The 20006-nt window shown below is 39.8% G+C and carries 19 protein-coding genes; 13 read left to right on the top strand and 6 right to left on the bottom strand.

Features of this window, described 5'->3' with window-relative positions; genetic code table 11:
- The 6 genes from LV83_RS02160 to LV83_RS02135 form a co-directional block, all read right to left on the bottom strand.
- Nucleotides 1-843 (bottom strand): phytoene/squalene synthase family protein, encoded by an 843-nt coding sequence (locus LV83_RS02160; RefSeq protein ID WP_111609871.1) that lies wholly within the window; start codon nt 841-843, stop codon nt 1-3.
- A gap of 21 nt (nt 844-864) precedes the next feature.
- The gene (locus tag LV83_RS02155) at nt 865-2343 is read right to left on the bottom strand and encodes a phytoene desaturase family protein (RefSeq protein WP_111609870.1); all 1479 of its coding nucleotides are present in this window, start codon (nt 2341-2343) and stop codon (nt 865-867) included.
- A gap of 4 nt (nt 2344-2347) precedes the next feature.
- The gene (locus LV83_RS02150) at nt 2348-2860 is read right to left on the bottom strand and encodes an RNA polymerase sigma factor (RefSeq protein ID WP_111609869.1); all 513 of its coding nucleotides are present in this window, start codon (nt 2858-2860) and stop codon (nt 2348-2350) included.
- Between the two features lie 210 nt (nt 2861-3070).
- Nucleotides 3071-3961, bottom strand: coding sequence for a MerR family transcriptional regulator (locus LV83_RS02145; RefSeq protein WP_111609868.1), 891 nt, complete (start codon nt 3959-3961; stop codon nt 3071-3073).
- Between the two features lie 5 nt (nt 3962-3966).
- A complete protein-coding gene (locus tag LV83_RS02140; protein ID WP_111609867.1) occupies nt 3967-4404 on the bottom strand; it encodes a sterol desaturase family protein in 438 nt (145 codons plus the stop codon).
- A gap of 72 nt (nt 4405-4476) precedes the next feature.
- The gene (locus tag LV83_RS02135; RefSeq protein WP_111609866.1) at nt 4477-5145 is read right to left on the bottom strand and encodes a carotenoid biosynthesis protein; all 669 of its coding nucleotides are present in this window, start codon (nt 5143-5145) and stop codon (nt 4477-4479) included.
- 111 nt (nt 5146-5256) lie between these two features.
- Here LV83_RS02135 and LV83_RS02130 point away from each other — a divergent pair, with 111 nt between their 5' ends.
- The 13 genes from LV83_RS02130 to LV83_RS02070 all read left to right on the top strand — a co-directional run bounded on the left by LV83_RS02130 (nt 5257) and on the right by LV83_RS02070 (nt 20000).
- Nucleotides 5257-5562 (top strand): DUF4286 family protein, encoded by a 306-nt coding sequence (locus tag LV83_RS02130; protein ID WP_111609865.1) that lies wholly within the window; start codon nt 5257-5259, stop codon nt 5560-5562.
- 435 nt (nt 5563-5997) lie between these two features.
- Nucleotides 5998-6444 (top strand): IS200/IS605 family transposase, encoded by a 447-nt coding sequence (gene tnpA / locus LV83_RS02125; RefSeq protein WP_111609864.1) that lies wholly within the window; start codon nt 5998-6000, stop codon nt 6442-6444.
- 863 nt (nt 6445-7307) lie between these two features.
- A complete protein-coding gene (locus LV83_RS02120; RefSeq protein WP_111609863.1) occupies nt 7308-8447 on the top strand; it encodes a DUF4221 family protein in 1140 nt (379 codons plus the stop codon).
- 98 nt (nt 8448-8545) lie between these two features.
- Complete coding sequence (locus LV83_RS02115; protein ID WP_111609862.1) at nt 8546-9688, top strand: DUF4221 family protein; 1143 nt, start codon at nt 8546-8548, stop codon at nt 9686-9688.
- Between the two features lie 6 nt (nt 9689-9694).
- Nucleotides 9695-10837 (top strand): DUF4221 family protein, encoded by a 1143-nt coding sequence (locus tag LV83_RS02110; RefSeq protein WP_111609861.1) that lies wholly within the window; start codon nt 9695-9697, stop codon nt 10835-10837.
- Nucleotides 10838-10843: 6 nt separating this feature from the next.
- Nucleotides 10844-11986: a DUF4221 family protein gene (locus LV83_RS02105; RefSeq protein ID WP_111609860.1), complete on the top strand. Its 1143-nt coding sequence runs from the start codon at nt 10844-10846 to the stop codon at nt 11984-11986.
- A 5-nt stretch (nt 11987-11991) separates the two neighbouring features.
- Nucleotides 11992-13110: a DUF4221 family protein gene (locus LV83_RS02100; RefSeq protein WP_111609859.1), complete on the top strand. Its 1119-nt coding sequence runs from the start codon at nt 11992-11994 to the stop codon at nt 13108-13110.
- A gap of 5 nt (nt 13111-13115) precedes the next feature.
- Nucleotides 13116-14267 (top strand): DUF4221 family protein, encoded by a 1152-nt coding sequence (locus LV83_RS02095; RefSeq protein WP_111609858.1) that lies wholly within the window; start codon nt 13116-13118, stop codon nt 14265-14267.
- A 6-nt stretch (nt 14268-14273) separates the two neighbouring features.
- Complete coding sequence (locus LV83_RS02090; RefSeq protein WP_111609857.1) at nt 14274-15413, top strand: DUF4221 domain-containing protein; 1140 nt, start codon at nt 14274-14276, stop codon at nt 15411-15413.
- Complete coding sequence (locus LV83_RS02085; protein ID WP_158530485.1) at nt 15361-16548, top strand: DUF4221 family protein; 1188 nt, start codon at nt 15361-15363, stop codon at nt 16546-16548. The genes LV83_RS02090 and LV83_RS02085 overlap by 53 nt, the downstream gene beginning before the upstream one ends.
- A gap of 6 nt (nt 16549-16554) precedes the next feature.
- Nucleotides 16555-17703, top strand: coding sequence for a DUF4221 family protein (locus LV83_RS02080; protein WP_111609855.1), 1149 nt, complete (start codon nt 16555-16557; stop codon nt 17701-17703).
- Entirely contained in the window at nt 17696-18853 is a 1158-nt protein-coding gene (locus LV83_RS02075) for a DUF4221 family protein (RefSeq protein WP_111609854.1), read from the top strand. The genes LV83_RS02080 and LV83_RS02075 overlap by 8 nt, the downstream gene beginning before the upstream one ends.
- A complete protein-coding gene (locus LV83_RS02070) occupies nt 18846-20000 on the top strand; it encodes a DUF4221 family protein (protein ID WP_111609853.1) in 1155 nt (384 codons plus the stop codon). Before LV83_RS02075 ends, LV83_RS02070 begins: the two co-directional genes overlap by 8 nt.
- The last annotated feature ends 6 nt before the right edge of the window (nt 20001-20006 follow it).

The following is a 20006-nucleotide window of genomic DNA, read 5'->3' as shown; positions in this document are numbered from 1 at the left end:
TCAACTCAAGCCTAATTTACTGCCAAAATAGGTGCCAATGAGGAGGCTAAATTTTTGAGAATTCGGTATTCTGATACGCTCATGAGTGATTTTTGCTGCAGAAAGACCCTTGATTTTATCGAAAAGTTTCTGATAATATAAGTAAGCCACTTTTACTCCCAGCTTTGCCCCATCTGGAAGTTGAGCGATTCCAACTAAGGCTTCATCAAAATCTTTTTGTATATCTTCTTCGATCAATACTTTGGCAGATTTATCAAATTGTTCAAAAGCTACTCCCGGAAAATATACTCTTCCCCGCTCCTCAAAATCACTTTTGATGTCACGCAAGAAATTTACTTTCTGAAAAGCAGAACCCAACATCTGGGCAGGTCTCTTTAGTCGTTGATAGGTCGTTTCATCTCCATCTACAAATACTTTAAGGCACATAAGCCCAACTACCTCAGCAGAACCGTAAATATATTCCAAGTACCGATCATCATTGTATGTATTGAAATCCAGATCCATTGCCATGCTACGAAAAAAAGATTCAATCAGCTCATGGTCAATGTCAAATTTATTTACGATCATCTGAAAGCCGTGCAGTACAGGATTCAGAGAAAGCCCCAACTCTATGGACTTGTAAGTTTCCTGTCTGAATTCAGCCAATAGTTTGGCTTTATCATGAGTGTGAAAGGTATCAACGATCTCATCCGCAAAACGCACAAATCCATATATAGCATAGATGGACTGATGGAATTTCTTGTCCAACGTTTGTATACCAAGAGTAAAGCTGGTGCTGTAGCGCTGCGTGATAAGCTTGCCACATTCCAAGCTGGTTTGGTCAAATAATTCCTTTGCGTCCATGAACTTTAATATACCTATTAATTACAAATTTTCCCGAATTACCTCTTTAGCAACAACATAGCCTGAAATCAAAGATGGTGGAACACCTGGTCCCGGGACTGTAAGCTGACCTGTGTAGAACAGATTATTTACCTTTTTGTTTTTTAGCGAAGGTTTCAGAATCGCCGTTTGCTTCAAGGTATTAGCCAAACCATATGCATTTCCTTTGTAGGCATGGTAGTCAGCCTTAAAATCAGAATGAGCATATGACCTCTTGAATATAACATGGGAGCGAATCTCCTGACCGGAAATTTTTTCCAATCGATCCATGATTATATCATAATATTTCTCTCTGGTCTGTTCAGAATCTTCCAAATCAGGTGCGAGTGGAATTAGAAGAAAGAGATTTTCCATACCTTCTGGTGCGACTGTCTCATCAGTCACAGAAGGCAAGCATGCGTAAAATAATGGAGCTTCTGGCCATCTAGGTTTAGTGTATATAGCATCAGCATGAGGACCTAGCGGCTCATCAAAAAACAAATTGTGATGGCGAAGATTCTCTAGTTTCTTGTCAACTCCTAAATAAAATAATAAACTGGAAGGCGCCATAACACGCTTATCCCAATATTCTTCACTGTAATTGCTGTATTTCGGATTGATCAAATGCTTGTCCACATGATGGTAATCTGCACCGGCAATCACAACATCAGCAGATATTTTTTCCCCAGATTTCAGTCGCACATCTTTCGCAAGTCCATCGGTAATTTCTATTTCCTCTACTTCTGCATCATACCTTATTTCCACACCTTTCTCTTCAGCCAAGGAGACCATTCCTGCAATGATTTCATGCATCCCTTTTTTTGGATACCATGTTCCCAACGCTATATCTGCGTAATTCATCAAGCTATAAAGTGCCGGAATATTCTCCGCCGTTTCTCCAAGGAAAAGCACGGGGAACTCCATAAGACGAATGATTTTGTCAGATTTAAAAAACTTTCGAACATGAGCTGCCATGGATTGAAAAACATCCATGCGCATGATATCCTTTAAAAGCGACAAGGAAGTAAATTCTAAAAGGGAACGACTTGGCTTTTTTACCAAATCGTGAATACCGACCTGATATTTATATTTCGCCTGTGCTAAAAACTCGTCCAACTGATTGGCAGACCCTGGCTCTATCTCTTCAAGTTTTGCTTTGAATTCATCTAAATTTGCAGGAATATCCAAGATATCATCTTGTCCATAGATCACCGCATAGGATGGGTCAAGGCGAACTAAATCATAATAATCGGATGGTTTTTTACCAAAATGTGAAAAATAATCTTCAAAGACATCGGGCATCCAATACCAACTCGGACCCATATCGAAGGTAAATCCATGACTTGAAAATTTCCTTGCCCTCCCTCCTGGAGATTCATTTTTCTCCAGAAGTGTTACACTGTAATTATTGGAAGCAAGATGGGTTGCAGCAGAAAGGCCTGCAAATCCAGACCCTATCACCACCGCATGTTTTTGATTCATCTGATTAATTTACGTGCTTATAAACTGTTAAATCCTCTTTGAGGTATTTACGAGCAATATGAATTCGATTTTTAACAGTTCCAATCGGAATATTCAAGCGATCAGCGATTTCATGATACTTAAATCCTCGATAGTACAACAAAAACGGAGTGCTGAAGATCTCGTCTAATTTATCAATTGCTTCGTAGATATCGTCCATTGCAAAATCTCCATACGCTGAATTTTCTATTAAAGCTCCACTGGAATTAATGAAGTGTAGATTATCAGTTGTATCAACGAAAGTAGCTCTTCTTACCATTTTTTGATAATTGGTAATGAAGGTGTTCTTCATGATAGTGTAAAGCCATGCCTTCAGATTAGTACCTTCAGCAAATTTGTCCTGATTCGTATATGCTTTCACCATTGTATCCTGAAGCAAATCATTTGCATCGTCAAGGTCTCGAGTCAATTTAAGCGCAAATGGCTTTAATACTCCTGAAAGCTGATTTAATGAGTAACTGAATTCAATTGAAGTCATGGTCTTGCTCTTTTTGTTTAAACAAACCTAACATTGATTAAACAGAATTGCAAGCCTTTGTTTAATTATTTTTATTAATACTTAAACAGTCTTACGCTCAAACCCCCTACAATTAGACATAAATCAGGCTTTAGAAAGCATTCAGGTAATATTTGGGCATAAAAAAAGTATTCACAAGGAATACTTTTGTTTAATCTATTTAAATAAATTCTAAACAATATGCTCTTCCATTTGGACTAAAAAGCGCTTGATCTCTTTAGCATATGCTAGTAAACAGATATTGGAAGGAATAGAAATTGTGTTTTCTGCTGCATTTAGCCCCGCTACAAAAACTTTTGCCTCTGCAAATTCAGTCCCAAGCATATCCACATACTCTTGCACTTTTTCTCCTGATGGAGAAGTGGTAATCACGGTGAGTAAATAATCCGGGCGCTGCATATTATATACAGAGATCAAATCTGCATCAGGAGTATTTTGACCAAGGTAGATCACTTTATGTCCATGCTTTTTGATCAGGTAGGTACTGAATAGAAGGGAAATTTCGTGCAACTCACCTTCTGGGAGAAAAAGCATAAAAGTTTTCCCAGTATTATTCCCCACTTCTCCATCTATAGCGACGATCAGCTTTTGTCTGATCAAATTAGAGATGAAATGTTCTTGTGCTGGGGTGATCGCTCCGGTAAGCCAAAGAATTCCGATTTTGGTCAGGAATGGATAGACAACTTTCAAAATCGTGTCCTCAAAACCTAACTTGATAATACTCGTGGTAAGAACTTTCTCAAATCTATCCTCATCCATTTCTATCATGCAAATAGTGAGGGCCTGGATTTGATCGTTGTGATCCAATGATTGATCTGTCAGTCTGATGATTTCTTCACTGACCTCATTAGAGGTCATCGCGGCGATTTTGCTGATTTTCACGCCATGGGCATTTAGCATCGCAACATTTAAAATCCGCTTCAGATCTTCATCGTCATAATAACGAATATTAGTATCAGTCCTTTTGGGAGTGACTAGGCTATAACGCTGCTCCCAGATTCTTAGCGTATGCGCTTTAATCCCTGATAGTTGCTCTAAATCTTTTATCGAGTAGTTGCTCACCTTTCTTATTTCTTAAAATATTTTTTCGGAACAAGAAACAGTCCAAACGAAACTGCCCCATCCTTTTTTCTACTGTGATGATGAGCTTGGTGAGCAGCAAAGATCCCTTTTAAAAATCCGCTCCTTGGCCGATCAAGCCATTTCAATCTGCGATGGATAAGCACATCATGAAGAAAGAAATACAACATTCCATAAGTGCTAATTCCTATCCCGATCCAAAACCTAAAGTCCAACTCTCCAACTCCAAGGAAAATCAATACGATAGCTATGCTTCCAAACAATAGAGAAAAAAGATCATTCAACTCAAAAAATGAATCTGAATGCTCATGGTGTGTTTTGTGGATCGACCAAAGCGGACCGTGCATTAGGTACTTGTGGATTGCCCAGCCTGACAGCTCCATCAAGACAAATCCCAAAATGCTGAACCCTATCGCTACAATCATCTTTCTGTTAACCTAAGTGGTGAAATTTTGTTTAAGGATAAATCAAAATAAACGGCTTTTTCGATAGAAAAATTAAACACCCAGCGTGAAATTAAGTACGGTGAAAAAAAGTATCATCGCAGTAAGTATCATCGCAGCTAGTGGATTTCCCTTTTCGAAATTTCCTTTTCTATAAATCAAATGAATCAAAAAGGCTACTACAAACCAAGTCAGGTAGTTACCTGAAGGAATATTATCTGAATTCCAATACCAAAAATCCAGCTCCACTGCTACAGGTTCCATAATGTAATCAACCACCGTCATAGCTCCCGCTCCAAGCAAAGCAGCAAAGAAATCATTGTCAGTTAGCTTATAAAAGACAGCTCCGGTGAGGTAAACCAGTAAAAACCAATTGATTCCTATCACTATAGGAACCTGCCAAAGCATAGGGCCTAACGTCGGTCCATAGACATAATCCCCGAAAATATATCCGGTATGAATCCCTATAAGTTCTGCTCCAAAGCCCATCCAAAACGCTGCAGCAGCAAAAATCGGAAAAGCATCAGACCAACCTCTATGGAAGCCCAAAACCAGCAACAGCGTAATTAAAAGCTGTGCAGGAGTAAGCATCAGGAAATAGTCTCGGTATTCCGGCAAGCTTAATCCTATAGCACCTACTAGATATAATGCTACCACTACAACCTTCGCAATAATCACTCGCTTATTTTGTGCCTTTGGGGGTGCCTTGGCTATTTTATGCATTTATTAAGGTGCTTTGATGTATAATTATTCACTTTTTCGGGTTTGGATTCCTAACTTTGTAATCGCAAATCTGTTTGCAAAAAAACGAAATTCCAGCCAAAATCCCCTGATATGATTCTTTACAACATCACTTTTACCGTATCAAATGAGATAGAAGAGGATTTTGTAGGCTGGATGAAAGGCACACATATTCCGGATATTTTTGCTACTGGCTTATTTATAGAGCACAAGTTTTTCCGCTTACTCAACAGTCCTGACGATAGTGTTACGAATTATTCTGTGCAGTTTTTTGCTGAAAACACCCGCAAGCTCATTGAATACGAAAGCCGCTTTGCCAATGCGCTCCGTTATGAAACGCAGGCAAGGTATGGTGAAAAAGCAATGCCATTTCGCACACTGATGGAGTCGGTGGATTGAGGAAGAAGGTAGCTCCGAAGTAGCAGAACGATTCATAGCCCCATATAAGGTGCAGGTTCAGAGAAGCGCAAGATTTATAAAGTAATTAAAGACGAAACTTCACAGTTTCGCCCCATTCGGGGCTAAGATGAGATCTACTCGTCTGCTACTCCCGGCTCTGCCGAGGGTCATGAATGGTTTCAATCCTTCGGATTTTTTTGAAAGTTTAGGAATTAAGATCTGAAGTTTGATAAGAGCTTTTAATTTTTAATTCCGAGTAGTAGAGTCAGCTGTACTTATAGCATTTCTGATTCTCTAGGCAGCTCCGAAGGAGCGGAACGATTCATGACCCCGTACGAAGTGCGGGGTAAAGGCGATCCATGATTTTTTTAGCCCCAAAAGGGCGAAACTATTTCATATAATTTTTTAACTTCCTTAGCACAAACTTTTTAAATCATGACCTCCTATAGACAACTTTTTTACCATGTTATTTTCCACACAAAAGGAAATAACACTACTTTGAATACTGACGCTAGAGATGTTTACAATTATTTATGGGGAATAGTCAAAAACAAAAAATCAAAACTCTACCAAATTAATGGTATTGAAAACCACATCCATTTACTAGTAGATATCCATCCGACAATTGCAGTTGCGGATTTTATGCAGGATTTGAAGGCTTATTCTAGTGCATGGATAAAGCAGTCAAAAAATCATCCAAAATTTACGGGTTGGGCAAATGGATATGGATGTTTAACCAACTCTATTCACGAAAAGGATAGGCTAATAAAATATATCAAGGGTCAAAAGGAACATCATAAAACAGAAAGTTTTGAGGATGAATATAGAAGACTGTTGAATGAGCACGGAATTGAGATTGATGAAAGATATTTCTTGAAATAAGAATCAGTTTCGCCCCATTCGGGGCTAAGATGAGATCCATTCTGCCTATACCCCCGGCTTCGCCGAGGGTTATGAAAAGTTTCAATCCTTCGGATTTTTTCCGAAAGAATAGAATGAGAACTTGCGTTTTGCGATGCCGTGTAGCAAAGTCAGTCTATCTATAAAATATCCATTCAGTTTTAGCAAGCTCCGAAGGAGCCTAACCATTCATGAACCCGTACGTCCGCGATAACTATCGGGATGCGGGGTAAATGAGACGTTGATTTTCTAGAGCCCCGAATAGGGAGAAACTCTTCTCCAAGCTGAAGGCACTTTAGTCAGCTACGAAGGGCCTAACTTCTCAGTTACGGCCTTTCAGAACTTCAATGTCATTTTATCTGACTTACCCCCGGCTCTGCCGAGGCTCATGAATTGTTTCAATCCTTCGGGTCTTTTCTGAAAGAATAAAATAAGGCTTATATTAATAATGGATTTACAAATTCTCCAATGGGTATATGGAATTGAAATCACCTCAACATCAGAGCCACTTGATTGTAAATCCATTCCTTTAAGCCTAGCTCCGCAGGAGCGCAACGATTCATAACCCCGTACGAAGTGCGGGGTAAAAGCGGAGTATAGTTTTTTAAGCCCAGAATGGGCGAAACTTGTACAAACTACCTGGTAGGACTATTTGAGCTTGAGACTCCTTTCTCAAGCAATCATCAAGAAAATTTTGCTCCTTCAAAACACCTATACCCTGGCTTTGAAAGCCAACTATCTTCAACTTATTTATTGCTATTCCCTACTAATTTTTTGATTATTTAACATATAAGGGTCGGTTTTCAATTACAGATTTTTTAGTTTTATAGCTAACCCTACTGTAAATGAAGAGACTATTTTTTTTCGTAGCATTGATCGTTTCGTTTTCTTCTTGCGAAACCAAAAACAACTCAGAATCCTCCACCACGAATTTACTTGAAAACTTCTCTTTCTCTGTTGACACTGTAACGGTGGACGTCGGAGAAGAAATCTTCATGCCGGGAGCTTATTACAAATTTGAGTTAAGTGAGGATGGCGATCAGGTGTTCACCTACTTTGAGCCTGAGTTTGAGGTCCACGAGATCGATCTCAATGCGATGAAACTTGTGAAGCGCCACAAATTTGAAAAAGACGGACCTAATATGATTCCCATGTATTTAAACTACATGCAGAATCTCAATGAAACTGAACTATTTTTCGCAAATTCTAATCAAGCTGGGGTATTCAAAAAGACTGGAGAAAAAGTAAAATCTATCTCTCTAAAACCTGAAGATTACTCTGGCCTTGATCCTGATTTTCCCTTTTCGCTGGGCAACTCCATTCTAATAAGTCCAGACCAAAAAAAGGTACTTACGCTCCCTAACGAGAGTTTGGGAACAGCTGAAGGTCTTGCAATTCTGAATTTGGAAGCAATGAACGCCAAGTTCCTCAAGCTTCCAGCCTTAGAAATGACCAAAAATTTCAGGGTGCTTTTCAAACAAGGAAATGGAGCCGTTTCCTCAGGTGAAAATCAAAGACTTTATATGATCAACGGGCAATTTATCATCGATAGTGGAGCGACCTCGGACATCTATATCTATGATCTAGTCAGCGATTCCTTGCGACTAGTGACCTTTCCTCATCAGCTGGTGCCAAAGGCAAAGACAAGAGAATTTCCCTCTGAAGTTGATTCCAATGAAAGACGAAGAGAGGTCATGAATGAGATCCGTAAGCAAATCAGCTTTTCACAATTTTTCTGGGACGAAGGAAAGCAAATATATTTCAGAATGGGTGAAATGAACAGGGAATTGAACGAAGCAACTAAAAGATACTCGTCTGACACTTATCTATTTACCTATGATAAAGATTTTAATCTGACCGGAGAAACCAAAGTTCAGGATCTGGATTTCATGCCTACTTACGGCTTTGCCAGAGACAATAAGCTTTATATGGAGTGGGTGGTCGGTGAAAATCCCGCCTTTATTGTTTACACTTTTAATTTCTAAACCGATATAAAATCGAGCATGACGCAAGCAACGCACAGAGCCATGATTATACGCCGCGCGAGATTCCATGTGGCAGCTAAAAAACAAATTATAAACACATGAAAAAACTACTTCCTCTCCTAGCCCTGACCCTTCTCGCTTCATGCGGTGAGAAAGGCAACTCCGAATCCACCGAACCAGGAAACATCCTGGAAGATCTTAGCTACTCAGTCGATACGCTGGTGGTGGATCCGGGAAATGAAATCATTGATCTGTCTGGAGGACTTAGACTTTCCAGCCTGTCTGAAGACTCGAAGCAGCTCTTTTTATATGGCCAAAAAGACCATAAAATCGCAGTGATCGATCTGGATGGACTGAAGCTAAACGAGTTTCTACCCTTTGAAGTGGAGGGACCCAATGGAATTGGTCAATACGTGGGAACCATGCAGAAACTAGAAGGCGAAAAGTTTTTGTTTTCAAGTTTTCAGACCTCGGGGATTTATGACCGGAATGGGGTAAAAATCAAAGATCTCAAGCTTAAGCCTGCTGATTTCGATGGAATAGAGATAGAAGATGAATCTCCCATGATTAACAACCTAACTAGGGCAGCTGATGGAAACTTACTTTTCTCGCTACCGGGGAATTTTATGGAAGGATCCAGGGACTTGGCGGTCCTTGACCCAGCAAATGGCTCCGGGAAAATCCTTGATATACCCGCAATGGACAAAGCATCAGAATTCAGGATTTTGCTCCAAAGTGACAAAATGATGTCTATCTACATAGAGGAAGTGCGACTTCAGGAGATCGAGGAACAACTGTATATAAGCACATCGGTCACCTCGGATATCTATCGCTACGACTACCAGAGAGACACCTTGCAACTGTTCACCTTCCCGCATCAGTTAGTCCCTACAGCCAAGACAGGTACTATCAAAAACAAAGTATCCTCAGAAGAGGAGTGGAGAAGCGAAATGGAAAAAGCTTCCAGCCAGATAGGCTTTGAAAAATTGCTTTGGGACGATAGTAGCCAAAGGTTTTTCAGGTTTGGTAGAAAAGTCCTCCCAAAAGAAAATGAGGAATCCCCTTCAAAAGCAGATGTTTACCTCTTCGCATACGATGCTGATTTACAGTTGATCGGCGAGAAATTCCTTGAAGATGTTGATCAGATCCCTTCCTTTCCCTTCTTCAAAGACGGCAAGCTCTACTCCTATGTCAATGTCGAGGACGAGCTCGGCTTCGCAGTATTCACGTTTGATTTTTAATCTATTATGAATAAACTACTACCTCTATTCTCATTAATCCTTCTTGCTGCGTGCGGCGAAAAAGGAGGTTCTGAATCAAGCGAACCGGGCAATCTCCTTGAAAATCTAACTTATTCGGTGGATACGTTGGTTGTGGATCCTGGGAATGATTTATTCAATATGGGCTCTGGCTTTCGCTCTCAAGATCTTAGTGAAGATGGAAGGCGGTTATTTTATTTCGAAAATAGACCTTTGAAACTTGTAGAAGTAGATTTGGAAAACTTCAAGTTGATCAGTAAAACTGAATTCGAGCAGGAAGGCCCAAATGGAATTGGCAGGTTTGTTCTCAATTTGGAAATAGGCCCAAGCGACCAGGTATATGCAATGGGAGTGGGGGATGTAGCACTATTTGATAAGAATGGAGAAAAGCTGGAAAGCTTGAAAACCAAACCAACTGGGATAGATGCAAATCTGGCAGAAGATTTTTTTTCACTTTATGGTAATGCTATGTATGACTTTAAAGCAAAACAATTCTTCTCCTGGCCTAGCACTGAGACTTCGGAAGGTAGTAATCTTTACAGAATAGACGTAGCATCTGAAACTGCCGAGAAGATTCCTGCTCCAGAGATGGGGATTATTGACAGGTACACCATCACAGTCTCGGAAAATGGTAATACCATGTCTTTCCCACCGACGGTAGATATTGTGTCACATGAGGGTAAGGTTTTGATCTCATGCTCTGCGATGAGTAGTATTTATTCATTTGATAAGGAGAGCAACAGCATGCAGTTTATTGAGGTCAACCATCAGGTAGTTCCTAATATCCTGACTGGAGAAGTCAAGAATAATGTGTCTTCTGAAAAGGAATTTAGTGAAGAGATAAGCAAGGTTTTATCTCAAATTTCCTATATGAAGCCAGAATGGGATTCGACACGGAATTTATTTTTGAGACTGGGAATGAAGACCTTCTCAGGAGAAAGCAGGGATGATCCAGAGACCTATGAGTATTACCTTTTTGCCTATGACAAAGACTTCAATGTAGTAGGAGAAACCAAGATTGAAGGCATGAAAAAGCATCTTCCCATCCATTTCTTCAAAGACGGCAAGCTCTGGGCTTACGTCAACGTCGAAGACGAGCTCGGCTTCGCAGTATTCACTTTTGATTTTTAAGAATTTATGAAAAAACTACTCCTAATATTATCTCTAGTTTTTCTTGCTGGATGCGGAGAAAAAGGAAGTTCTGAAAACACTAACCCGGACAATTTTCTTGAAGATCTCACTTACTCCGTGGATACGGTGCTAGTGGATAGTGGTGATGACCTTATCAATTTAAGGAATGGCTTAAACTTTGGAACGGTAAACTCTCAGAAAAGCAAGCTTTACATTTTTGACAGAACCAATCAAATTCTTCAAACTATTGATCTGGATAGACTTCAATTAGAGGAATCTACTCAATTCGAAAAGGAAGGTCCAAACGGGACAGGGCAATATGTATCAAGCATTCAATCTCTAAGTGATGAACGACTTCTAATCGTTTCTTATCAAAATAATGGCATTTTTAGTCTTAAGGGAGAAAAGGAAGTTTCAATCAAATTAGAATCTTCAAAAATTGACAGTCTAACTGTCGAATTGGAGCCAAATGCAGCCCAAAATCTTCTGGTGACTCAGAATCGAGAAAAAATATTCGCAATTCCAGGCACTTTTTGGGAGGGGGAAAGGCGATTTTTGATTGCCAAAATTCCGGATTTATCTGGAAGGGTAATACGGTTGCCAGAATTAGACCAAATTTCCAAATTCACTATTTTATACCACTCAAATGAGGGTTCCACAGCTTATTTGCCAGAAATTGGTCTTTCAGAGATTGATGGAAATGTAATCTTGTGGAATTCCGTCACTAGTAGCATCTATATTATTGATCCCCAAACTGAATCGATTTCAGAGAAATCATTTCCTCATAAACTGGTCCCCGCAAAAAAAGAAGAAGCGGTGCAGCAAAAGGTTAATTCAATGGAGGAGTTTCAGACCGAAATGGGAAAAGTATCCAGTCAGATTCATTTTAATGAATTGTTATGGGATGATTCTCGAGAACAATATTTCCGATTTGGTAATATTAAGCCGACAGACAATGGCGGAGCATCCAGTAGAGGTTTGGATATTTTTCTCTTTGCCTACGATAGAAACCTTAATCTAATTGGAGAGCAAAAAATGGTGTCATTAAATTATGTGCCGGACTTTCCCTTTTTCAAAGACGGCAAGCTCTATTCCTATGTCAACGTCGAGGATGAGCTGGGATTTGCGGTATTCACGTTTGATTTTTGAACCCTATGGAAAGACAACTTGCAACTTTATTTTTAGCAATACTATTTTCCTGCGGAGGGAAAGAAACCCAAATCTCTGAAACTGGGAATATCCTGGAAAACCTGACTTATTTGGTTGACACGGTGATGATAGATTCCAAAGAAAAACTTTTTGAATTAAGCTGGGGCCCTCACTCTTCTTCGGTTACTGAGGATGGTAAGTATCTATTTCTATTCAATTCGAAATTCAACCAGATCCAACAGATCAATTTAGATAAACTGGAATGGGAAAAGGACTTCGACTTTGAAGTCGAAGGACCGAATGGAATTAGTGATGTTGTTACATCTACACAACCACTCGGGCAAGGAAAATTCCTGATCAAACCTTATCGGAAAATGGGGGTTTTTGATGAAGAGGGAGTTAAGCTGAAAGATTACTCAATCCCTTCCCTTCCCATTAATTCAGAGTTGGAGGAACTGGAAAATAGTGTTATCCTTTCCAAGGATCAAAAAAGCCTCTTTTCACTTCCAGGGATTCGGTATTTTGAACCCCGAACTTTAGCCAGGATTGATTTGCAGACTTATGAAGTTCAAAATTTTCCTATCAAAGAGATGGATTGGATTCTTGACTTGAAGATTGGCACATCTACCCGCTATTCATTTGATGAATACATGTATCTGAAGGAGCTTAACGAACAAATTTTAGTATTGTCACCTTCCAGCAGTGCATTTTATCGCTATGATTTGAAGACTGATTCCCTGACCTATCATTCTTTTGTGCATCAACTCACTCCAATAGCAAATGACATCAAGTTGAAAAACATTATAGAAACAGATGAAGAGTATCGGGAAGAGTTGAGCCGCTATGCTATGGGGATAAAATTTGGTTCACCTATGTGGGATAAAACCCGCTCCATCTATTTCCGCATTGGAATAAAACCTACCCAAATAGATGGTCCATTCCAAATAAACTCAAGCAAGGTTTTTCTCTATGTCTATGACCAAAAATTCAATTTGATTGGAGAGACTTTAATTCCCGAGATCTCTACGACTCCTCAATCTCCCTTTTTCAAAGACGGCAAGCTCTATTCCTATGTCAACGTCGAGGATGAGCTGGGATTTGCGGTATTCACGTTTGATTTTTAAAAACTATGAAAAAACTACTTACACTTTCATTTCTCGTACTGATCTATGCTTGCGGAGGCAAAGAATCCGAATCCGCAGAACAGAAAAACATTCTCGAAAGCCTTACTTTTTCAGTTGATACCGTTGTGGTAGACCCTGGCGATGACTTTCTTGCCCTAAGTTTTGGATTGGGAGCTTTTGATCTGTCGCCAGACCAAAAGGAGCTGCTTTTTTTCCAAAATAAGCCACTTTCGCTTGTGACTGTCAGTCTGGATGAACTGAAGGTTATTAGCAAAACTGAGTTTGAGACAGAAGGGCCAAACAGTGTAGGCTCATTTATTGGCGACCTAGAGGCAGGACCATCAAACCATGTTTTTATCAAAGGTTTTAACGGTCAGGGAATTTTCACTTCAGAAGGGGAAATGACTGAAAATCTCAAGATTTTTCCAGAGGGACTTGATCCAGAATACACCAATGACTTCATGAAGATTTATGGTAATTCTATGTATGATTTCCAGAGCGAAAAATTTTACGCTCAACCGTATGGCGAAATTATAAAAGACAATGAACTCTGGGTGATTGATCCTGCAAGTAAATCATACGCATCTTATCCTCTGCCTAAGATGAAAAGCGTAGGAGATTTAGCTATCACTTTTACCCAAAAGACTGCGGATGGTACGATGTCCTCCTACTACGGACCTTCTGCTTACATGGAAATTCAAAATAACCAAGTGCTGATTTCGGGAGGGACGATGAGTGGGCTATATAAACTGAGCAGCCAAGCGGATAGTGTCGAATTCATAGACATTCAGCATAACACTGTACCAAACGAGTGGAATATTACCGTTCAGAAAGAATCAAGTGACGAAGCTAGTTTCAAGGAAGACCGAAGAAAAATCAGCGAGCAATTGAATTTCATGGATTTCAAATGGGATGAGACTAGAGAAATGTACATCCGATTTGGGAAAAGGACATTTTTGGGAGAAAACAGAGGTGATCCCAGCAGCTATGAATTATACCTTTTTGCTTACGACAAAGATTTCAATGTATTAGGAGAAACCAAAATTGCCGGATTGGAGACAATCCCAAGTTCTTACTTCTGGAGAGACGGCAAGCTCTATTCCTATGTCAACGTCGAAGACGAGCTCGGCTTCGCGGTGTTCACTTTTGATTTTTAAGCAACCATGAAAAAGCTACTACCCTTTTTATCCCTCGTTCTTCTTGCTGCATGCAGAGAAAAAGGAAGTTCTGAATCAAGCGAATCTGGCAATCTCCTCGAAAACCTGACTTACTCCGTGGACACGGTGGTGGTGGATTCTGGGGATGACTTGTTTAATCTAAAGTGGGGACTGCGGTGGTTTGAGAGATCAGCAGATGGAAAATCACTGTTTCTACACGACTCTGACCGAAGTCTCTTTCAAGAAATAGATTTGGAGCAAATGACTCTAAAGGAAAATTACCCCTTCGATCAGGATGGCCCTAACGGCACCGGCAGAGTCAATTCATTTCAAATACAACCTGATAAATCTATTCTCATTCCTTCTTTTCAGAATCCTGGGATTTTCAACTTACAAGGAGAGCAGATTCGTTCCTTTAATCTGAAACCAAACGAGTTGAAAGGAGCAGAAGCGATGAATGGTTTTGCCATCCTTAACCAAATGCGATGGAACACCAGGACTGAAAAGCTATATTCCCTACCTGGTGATATTACCACAGGTAAATTTGAGTTTGCGATCACAGATCCCAACTCTCAAACTGTAAAAATCCTTCCTTTGGAGGAAATGGAAAAATCCCAAAAGTTCCGCGTCACGCAGATTGAAGGGGACGGGGGAGCGGCTTTTACGGAGATCTACAACCTTACACAAGTCAAGGATAATTTCATCATCACCTGTAGCGTAGGAAGTGGAATTTATCTCTACGATACCTCCACGGATAGTTTGACCTATGTAGATTTTCCGCACAAACTGATCCCCAAAGAGAAATCAGGTGAAATCAAAAACGACGTAAACTCCTCTCAGGAATGGTATGAGGAATACAGAAAAGTTATCGGGCAGATCACGTATTGGCGGATGAATTGGGATGAAGGAAGCTCTAGATTTTATCGTTTGGCGAGTCGTTCACTTTTGGGAGAAAATCGAGAGGATCCAGCATCGTATGAGGTATATCTCTTAGTGTATGATGAGAAATTAACGCTTTTAGGCGAATCCCGATTAGAAGGATATAATGAATTCCCAAGAAGCTACTTCTTCAAAGACGGCAAGCTCTATTCCTATGTCAACGTCGAAGACGAACTTGGCTTCGCAGTATTCACTTTTGATTTTTGAACTCATGAGAAAGCTTCTTTCAATTTTAGCCCTTGCATTATTTGCCGCTTGTGCAGAAAAGCCTAATTCTGAGGAAGTCATTGTGGTAGAAGAACCCAAAAATATCCTGGAGAATCTGAGCTACTCCATCGATACCGTACTTGTGGATACTGGAAATGAAATTTTAGATTTTTCCTTCGGTTATAGTACCTCTACATCGCCAGAAGGCCGCTATTTTTACTTTCTCAACAACCTAAAAATCCAGAAAATCGATTTGGATCAACTGAACTTAATAAGTTTCTTTTCTTTAGAGAAAGATGGGCCTAACAGCCCAGGTCATATTTTTGGTTTTTATGCTCTTTCTGATGGTAGCTTCTTTTTTCCAACCCTTCATAGACCTTCTATTATCACTGACCAAGGCCTGAAAATCAAATCTTGGAATCTTGATAAGGAAGAATTAGCAGAAGGTTTCCCCATTGAGCCTTTCTCAATGGGAAATAGAGTAATCCTGGATCCAAAGCGCCATAATTTGTATTCTCTACCGATGAACATTGAAACAAGAGATTATTATTTCGCTGTAATAGATTCTCTTGAAAATAGGAAAAAGATGGTGGCGCTTACTGAGTTTAAAAGGGCTAACAAATACCTGATTAGAAGCGATGCAGAGCAAAAAGGTGAATTTCTACACCTACAACAGGTTAATGAGTTAGTACTTATTTCCTGTACTGTGGGCAATGGTACCTACATATACGTCCCTGGCTTGGATAGCCTTTTTTACAGGGAATTTCTTCATGAGATCGTCCCTTTGGAAAAGACCGGAGAGGTAAAAAACAAAGTAGGTGGCAGAGCAGAGTTTGAAGAAGAATTAAAAAAGCTCAACCACCAGATCAATTACCAGACCTTCCTTTGGGATGAAAAGTCTCAGCGCTATTTCCGCTATGCCAGTCGAGCAATTAGGTTTGATGAAGATGGTTGGGCAAAGGAATTTGAAATATTCTTAATGGCTTATTCCAAAGACTTGGAGCTAATCGGTGAGACTCGATTGGAAGGTTTATCCAAAATCCCTTTTGGCTTATTCTTCAAAGACGGCAAGCTTTGGTCTTATGTCAACGTCGAAGACGAGCTCGGCTTCGCAGTATTCACTTTTGATTTTTAAACAACTATGAAAAAGCTACTACCCTTTTTATCCCTCGTCCTTCTTGCTGCATGCGGAGAAAAAGGAAGTTCTGAATCAAGCAATTCCTCAAGTCTGGACTTCACCGTAGAAATAGACACCGTCCAGGTAGATCCCGGAGAGGAGCATTTTATTTACTTGTCTCGATTTTTACGTACGTCCTCTCTCAGCTCAGATAAGAAAACACTCTATAACTTCAACCCTGCCATTCCCGAATTAGAAGATATTGACCTAGACGAGCTAAGACTCAAGGAAGTCATCAAACTGGAAAATGAGGGCCCTTCGGGCACTAACTCAGCAAATACCTACATTCCCATGGTGGATGTCTCCGATAAGGGAGAACTCTTTCTTAGTACGATAAGCTATCTCACCAAACTAAATGCTGCCCGTGACCAGATGAGTAGGTTTTGGTTTACGCCGGATTCATTGCAGGGAGATGCACTTTCTGATCTGGAAATAATTTACCCGGAAGGGATAATGTCAGCCGACAAGGATTTATACTTTGGTGCTTACGGAGCACAGAATAATAGTACTAAAAGTGGTCTGGCCATGATCAATCTTTATTCTATGGAATTGAAAAAGATCCCACTTGATATTTATGAAAGATTAGAAAAATATGAAATTGTCTTTAGCCCAAATGGGAATGGCAAAATGTCGGCTACGGAGACTGTCTATTTTGATTCGATTGAGGACAAGGTTTATATTTCTACAAGTGCCTTTAATGAAATCTATCTTGTAAACATTTCTGATGGCACAGTTGAGAAAAAATCATTCCACTCCGACCTGACTGAGGACGCCAAGCAAGGTAATTTCCAAAAATCTGCCGGTTCACAGAAGGAACTAATGGATCTCGCCATGGAAAAAATGAAAGAGGTGCATTTTCTTAAATTCCATTACGATGATCAAAATGAGAAATTCTGGAGATTCAGTACTACGCTCGATCGCATGATTGGAGATTCTGCAGCTTACGAGGTTATCCTTACAATTTTTGATAAAGATCTCAATCAGCTTCATGAAGAAAAGGTGGACTATTCAGAAAGGGGTTCACTTACCTTCTTCAAAGACGGCGCACTCTATTCTTACATCAATCTAGAAGACGAACTTGGATTCATCCGAATCAAACCTACCTATGAATAATACCAAAATCCTATTTCTAATTATCGCAGGTTTATTGGCCTGTTGTAATACAAAAGACACCTCACAATCCGCCAACACTTCCAATCTGGACTTCACCGTAGAAATAGACACCGTGCAGGTAGATCCCGGAGAGGAGCATTTCATCTATCTATCCAACTACCTAAATACGGCGACACTTAGCTCAGACAAAAAAACACTCTATAATTTCAATGCTAGAGTCCCCGAGCTGGAGGTAATTGATCTCGATGAGTTAGAACTCACCGAAGTTATCAAACTGGAGAATGAAGGCCCTGCCGGAATCGGAGCGGCTAACTCCTACATGCCAATGATGGATATCTCAGATAGCGGAGAACTCTTCCTAAATACCTGGAGCTATATGGTGAAGCTGAATCCCGCCCGTGATCAGGTAAGCAAGTATTGGTTTATTGCGGATTCTCTAAAAGGGGACCCAATCTCTGAATTAGAAAAAATATATCCAGAGGGATTTATCTCTAAGAATGGAGATTTTTTTTACAGCAGCTACGGGATTCAAGATAATAAAACTCCTAAAAGTGGACTGGCAATAGTAAACCTCAATACGATGGAATTGAAAAAAGTACCACTGGATATTTTTGAGAAAATTGAGAAATATGCAATTGTTTTTAGTCCAGAAGAAAACAGCAAAATGTCCATCACGGAAACTGTTTTCTTTGCTCCTTTTGAAGACAAAATACTCGTTTCCACCACTGCTTTCAATGAAATCCATATTCTGAATCTGGCAAATGGCAAAACAGAATCTAAGTCCTATCACTCTGAATTGACGGATGATTTCAAAGAGGGGAATTATGAGAAAAAAGCCAATTCTCAAGAAAACCTTTTTGAACTCAATAAAGATAAAATGAAGGAAGTGACTTTTTCAAAATTCCATTACGATGATCAAAATGGTAAATTCTGGAGATTCTCAAGAGATATGGATCGTATGATTGGAGACTCGATAACTTATAAGAATGTACTTACGATTTTTGATAAAGACCTCACTCAGCTTCATGAGCAAGAGGTCGATTATTCCGAAAGCGGTTCACTCACTTTCTTCAAAGACGGCTCCCTCTATTCTTACATCAACCTAGAAGACGAACTTGGCTTCGTCCGAATCAAACCTACTTATGAATAAACTCAGACTATTTACTCCGATTATTCTTGCTGTTTTAGCAAGCTGCGGTGCTGAAAATAGTGCTGAAAACACCCAGGTTGACTCCATCAGTTTTTCCTATGCAATAGACACGGTGATGATCGATGCCAAGGATGAGTTCTTGTTTCTGAATATGGATATCTACTTTTCGGATTATTCTGCGAAAGAGAGACTTTTATACAATATTAACCCTCAATCCGGTAGAGTTGAAATTATTGATTTGGAAAATAACAGATTGGAAAAGCTTGTTCAGTATGAGCTTGAAGGACCTAATGGTATTTTAGAAATGGCAATGACGGGTTTGAAAAAAGCTTCTAACGGTGATTTTTTCTTCATGAATTATTATTTGTTAAACCAGCTCGACTCTTCAGATACTAAGACTGCCTCTTACAGATTGACAAATGAATTTCTGAACGGAGATGAGCTGGCCGAAAATGAAGAAATCGACGGAATGGGTCAGATCGCATCGGATGGATCTTACTTCTCTAGCTTTTATGGAAACTATCAAGAAAAAGGAGGACTACGCGGAATAGCCAAAATCACTTTTTCTGACAGCACGCTTCAACTTATTCCTCTGGACTTTTGGGCTGATATGGACAAGTATACGATCAAAATGGATGTGGGAGATGGCAGGGCTGTCTCTTCTCCTGAGCGTAAGTTTCTAACACTAGATGACCAAAACTTTATCGTCTCTACCACTGCCAAAAATTCTCTTTGGTACTATGATGCTGCCATGGACAGCATTTTTTATAAGGAATATTCAAGTGTGCTTACTCAAAATGAGAAAGTGGTCAACTACCCGATAACTGCCAGCTCTCAGGATTCCTTTGATGATGCAAACAAGCAAAAAAATGATCAAGTGGTATTTGGTCCTTTGGTGAAGGATGAGAATTCAGGCCGATTCTATCGCTATAGCCGGGAGAGAGATGATAGTGAAAATAATTATGCCTACGTTCTCACGATTTTTGATGAGGAACTGAATCAGCTTCATGAGGAGAAAATGCGGGAAGGGGTGACTATTCCAGGATACTATTTTGCAGCCAAAACTTTTGTCCACGATGGAATGCTTTACACCTTTCTCAATATGGAGGACGAACTGGCTTTTGTGAGGCTTAAACCAAAATTTTAATGACTT

This window comes from Algoriphagus yeomjeoni (assembly GCF_003259505.1).
Lineage (GTDB): Bacteria > Bacteroidota > Bacteroidia > Cytophagales > Cyclobacteriaceae > Algoriphagus > Algoriphagus yeomjeoni.
This window is presented reverse-complemented; position numbering and strand designations above follow the sequence as displayed.

Excerpts from the sequence above, each read along its gene's own strand:
- LV83_RS02160 (WP_111609871.1), bottom strand. The coding sequence starts at position 843 with ATGGACGCAAAGGAATTATTTGACCAAACCAGCTTGGAATGTGGCAAG.
- LV83_RS02155 (WP_111609870.1), bottom strand. The coding sequence starts at position 2,343 with ATGAATCAAAAACATGCGGTGGTGATAGGGTCTGGATTTGCAGGCCTT.
- LV83_RS02150 (WP_111609869.1), bottom strand. The coding sequence starts at position 2,860 with ATGACTTCAATTGAATTCAGTTACTCATTAAATCAGCTTTCAGGAGTA.
- LV83_RS02140 (WP_111609867.1), bottom strand. The coding sequence starts at position 4,404 with ATGATTGTAGCGATAGGGTTCAGCATTTTGGGATTTGTCTTGATGGAG.
- LV83_RS02135 (WP_111609866.1), bottom strand. The coding sequence starts at position 5,145 with ATGCATAAAATAGCCAAGGCACCCCCAAAGGCACAAAATAAGCGAGTG.
- LV83_RS02130 (WP_111609865.1), top strand. The coding sequence starts at position 5,257 with ATGATTCTTTACAACATCACTTTTACCGTATCAAATGAGATAGAAGAG.
- tnpA (WP_111609864.1), top strand. The coding sequence starts at position 5,998 with ATGACCTCCTATAGACAACTTTTTTACCATGTTATTTTCCACACAAAA.
- LV83_RS02120 (WP_111609863.1), top strand. The coding sequence starts at position 7,308 with ATGAAGAGACTATTTTTTTTCGTAGCATTGATCGTTTCGTTTTCTTCT.
- LV83_RS02115 (WP_111609862.1), top strand. The coding sequence starts at position 8,546 with ATGAAAAAACTACTTCCTCTCCTAGCCCTGACCCTTCTCGCTTCATGC.
- LV83_RS02110 (WP_111609861.1), top strand. The coding sequence starts at position 9,695 with ATGAATAAACTACTACCTCTATTCTCATTAATCCTTCTTGCTGCGTGC.
- LV83_RS02105 (WP_111609860.1), top strand. The coding sequence starts at position 10,844 with ATGAAAAAACTACTCCTAATATTATCTCTAGTTTTTCTTGCTGGATGC.
- LV83_RS02100 (WP_111609859.1), top strand. The coding sequence starts at position 11,992 with ATGGAAAGACAACTTGCAACTTTATTTTTAGCAATACTATTTTCCTGC.
- LV83_RS02095 (WP_111609858.1), top strand. The coding sequence starts at position 13,116 with ATGAAAAAACTACTTACACTTTCATTTCTCGTACTGATCTATGCTTGC.
- LV83_RS02090 (WP_111609857.1), top strand. The coding sequence starts at position 14,274 with ATGAAAAAGCTACTACCCTTTTTATCCCTCGTTCTTCTTGCTGCATGC.
- LV83_RS02085 (WP_158530485.1), top strand. The coding sequence starts at position 15,361 with ATGTCAACGTCGAAGACGAACTTGGCTTCGCAGTATTCACTTTTGATT.
- LV83_RS02080 (WP_111609855.1), top strand. The coding sequence starts at position 16,555 with ATGAAAAAGCTACTACCCTTTTTATCCCTCGTCCTTCTTGCTGCATGC.
- LV83_RS02075 (WP_111609854.1), top strand. The coding sequence starts at position 17,696 with ATGAATAATACCAAAATCCTATTTCTAATTATCGCAGGTTTATTGGCC.
- LV83_RS02070 (WP_111609853.1), top strand. The coding sequence starts at position 18,846 with ATGAATAAACTCAGACTATTTACTCCGATTATTCTTGCTGTTTTAGCA.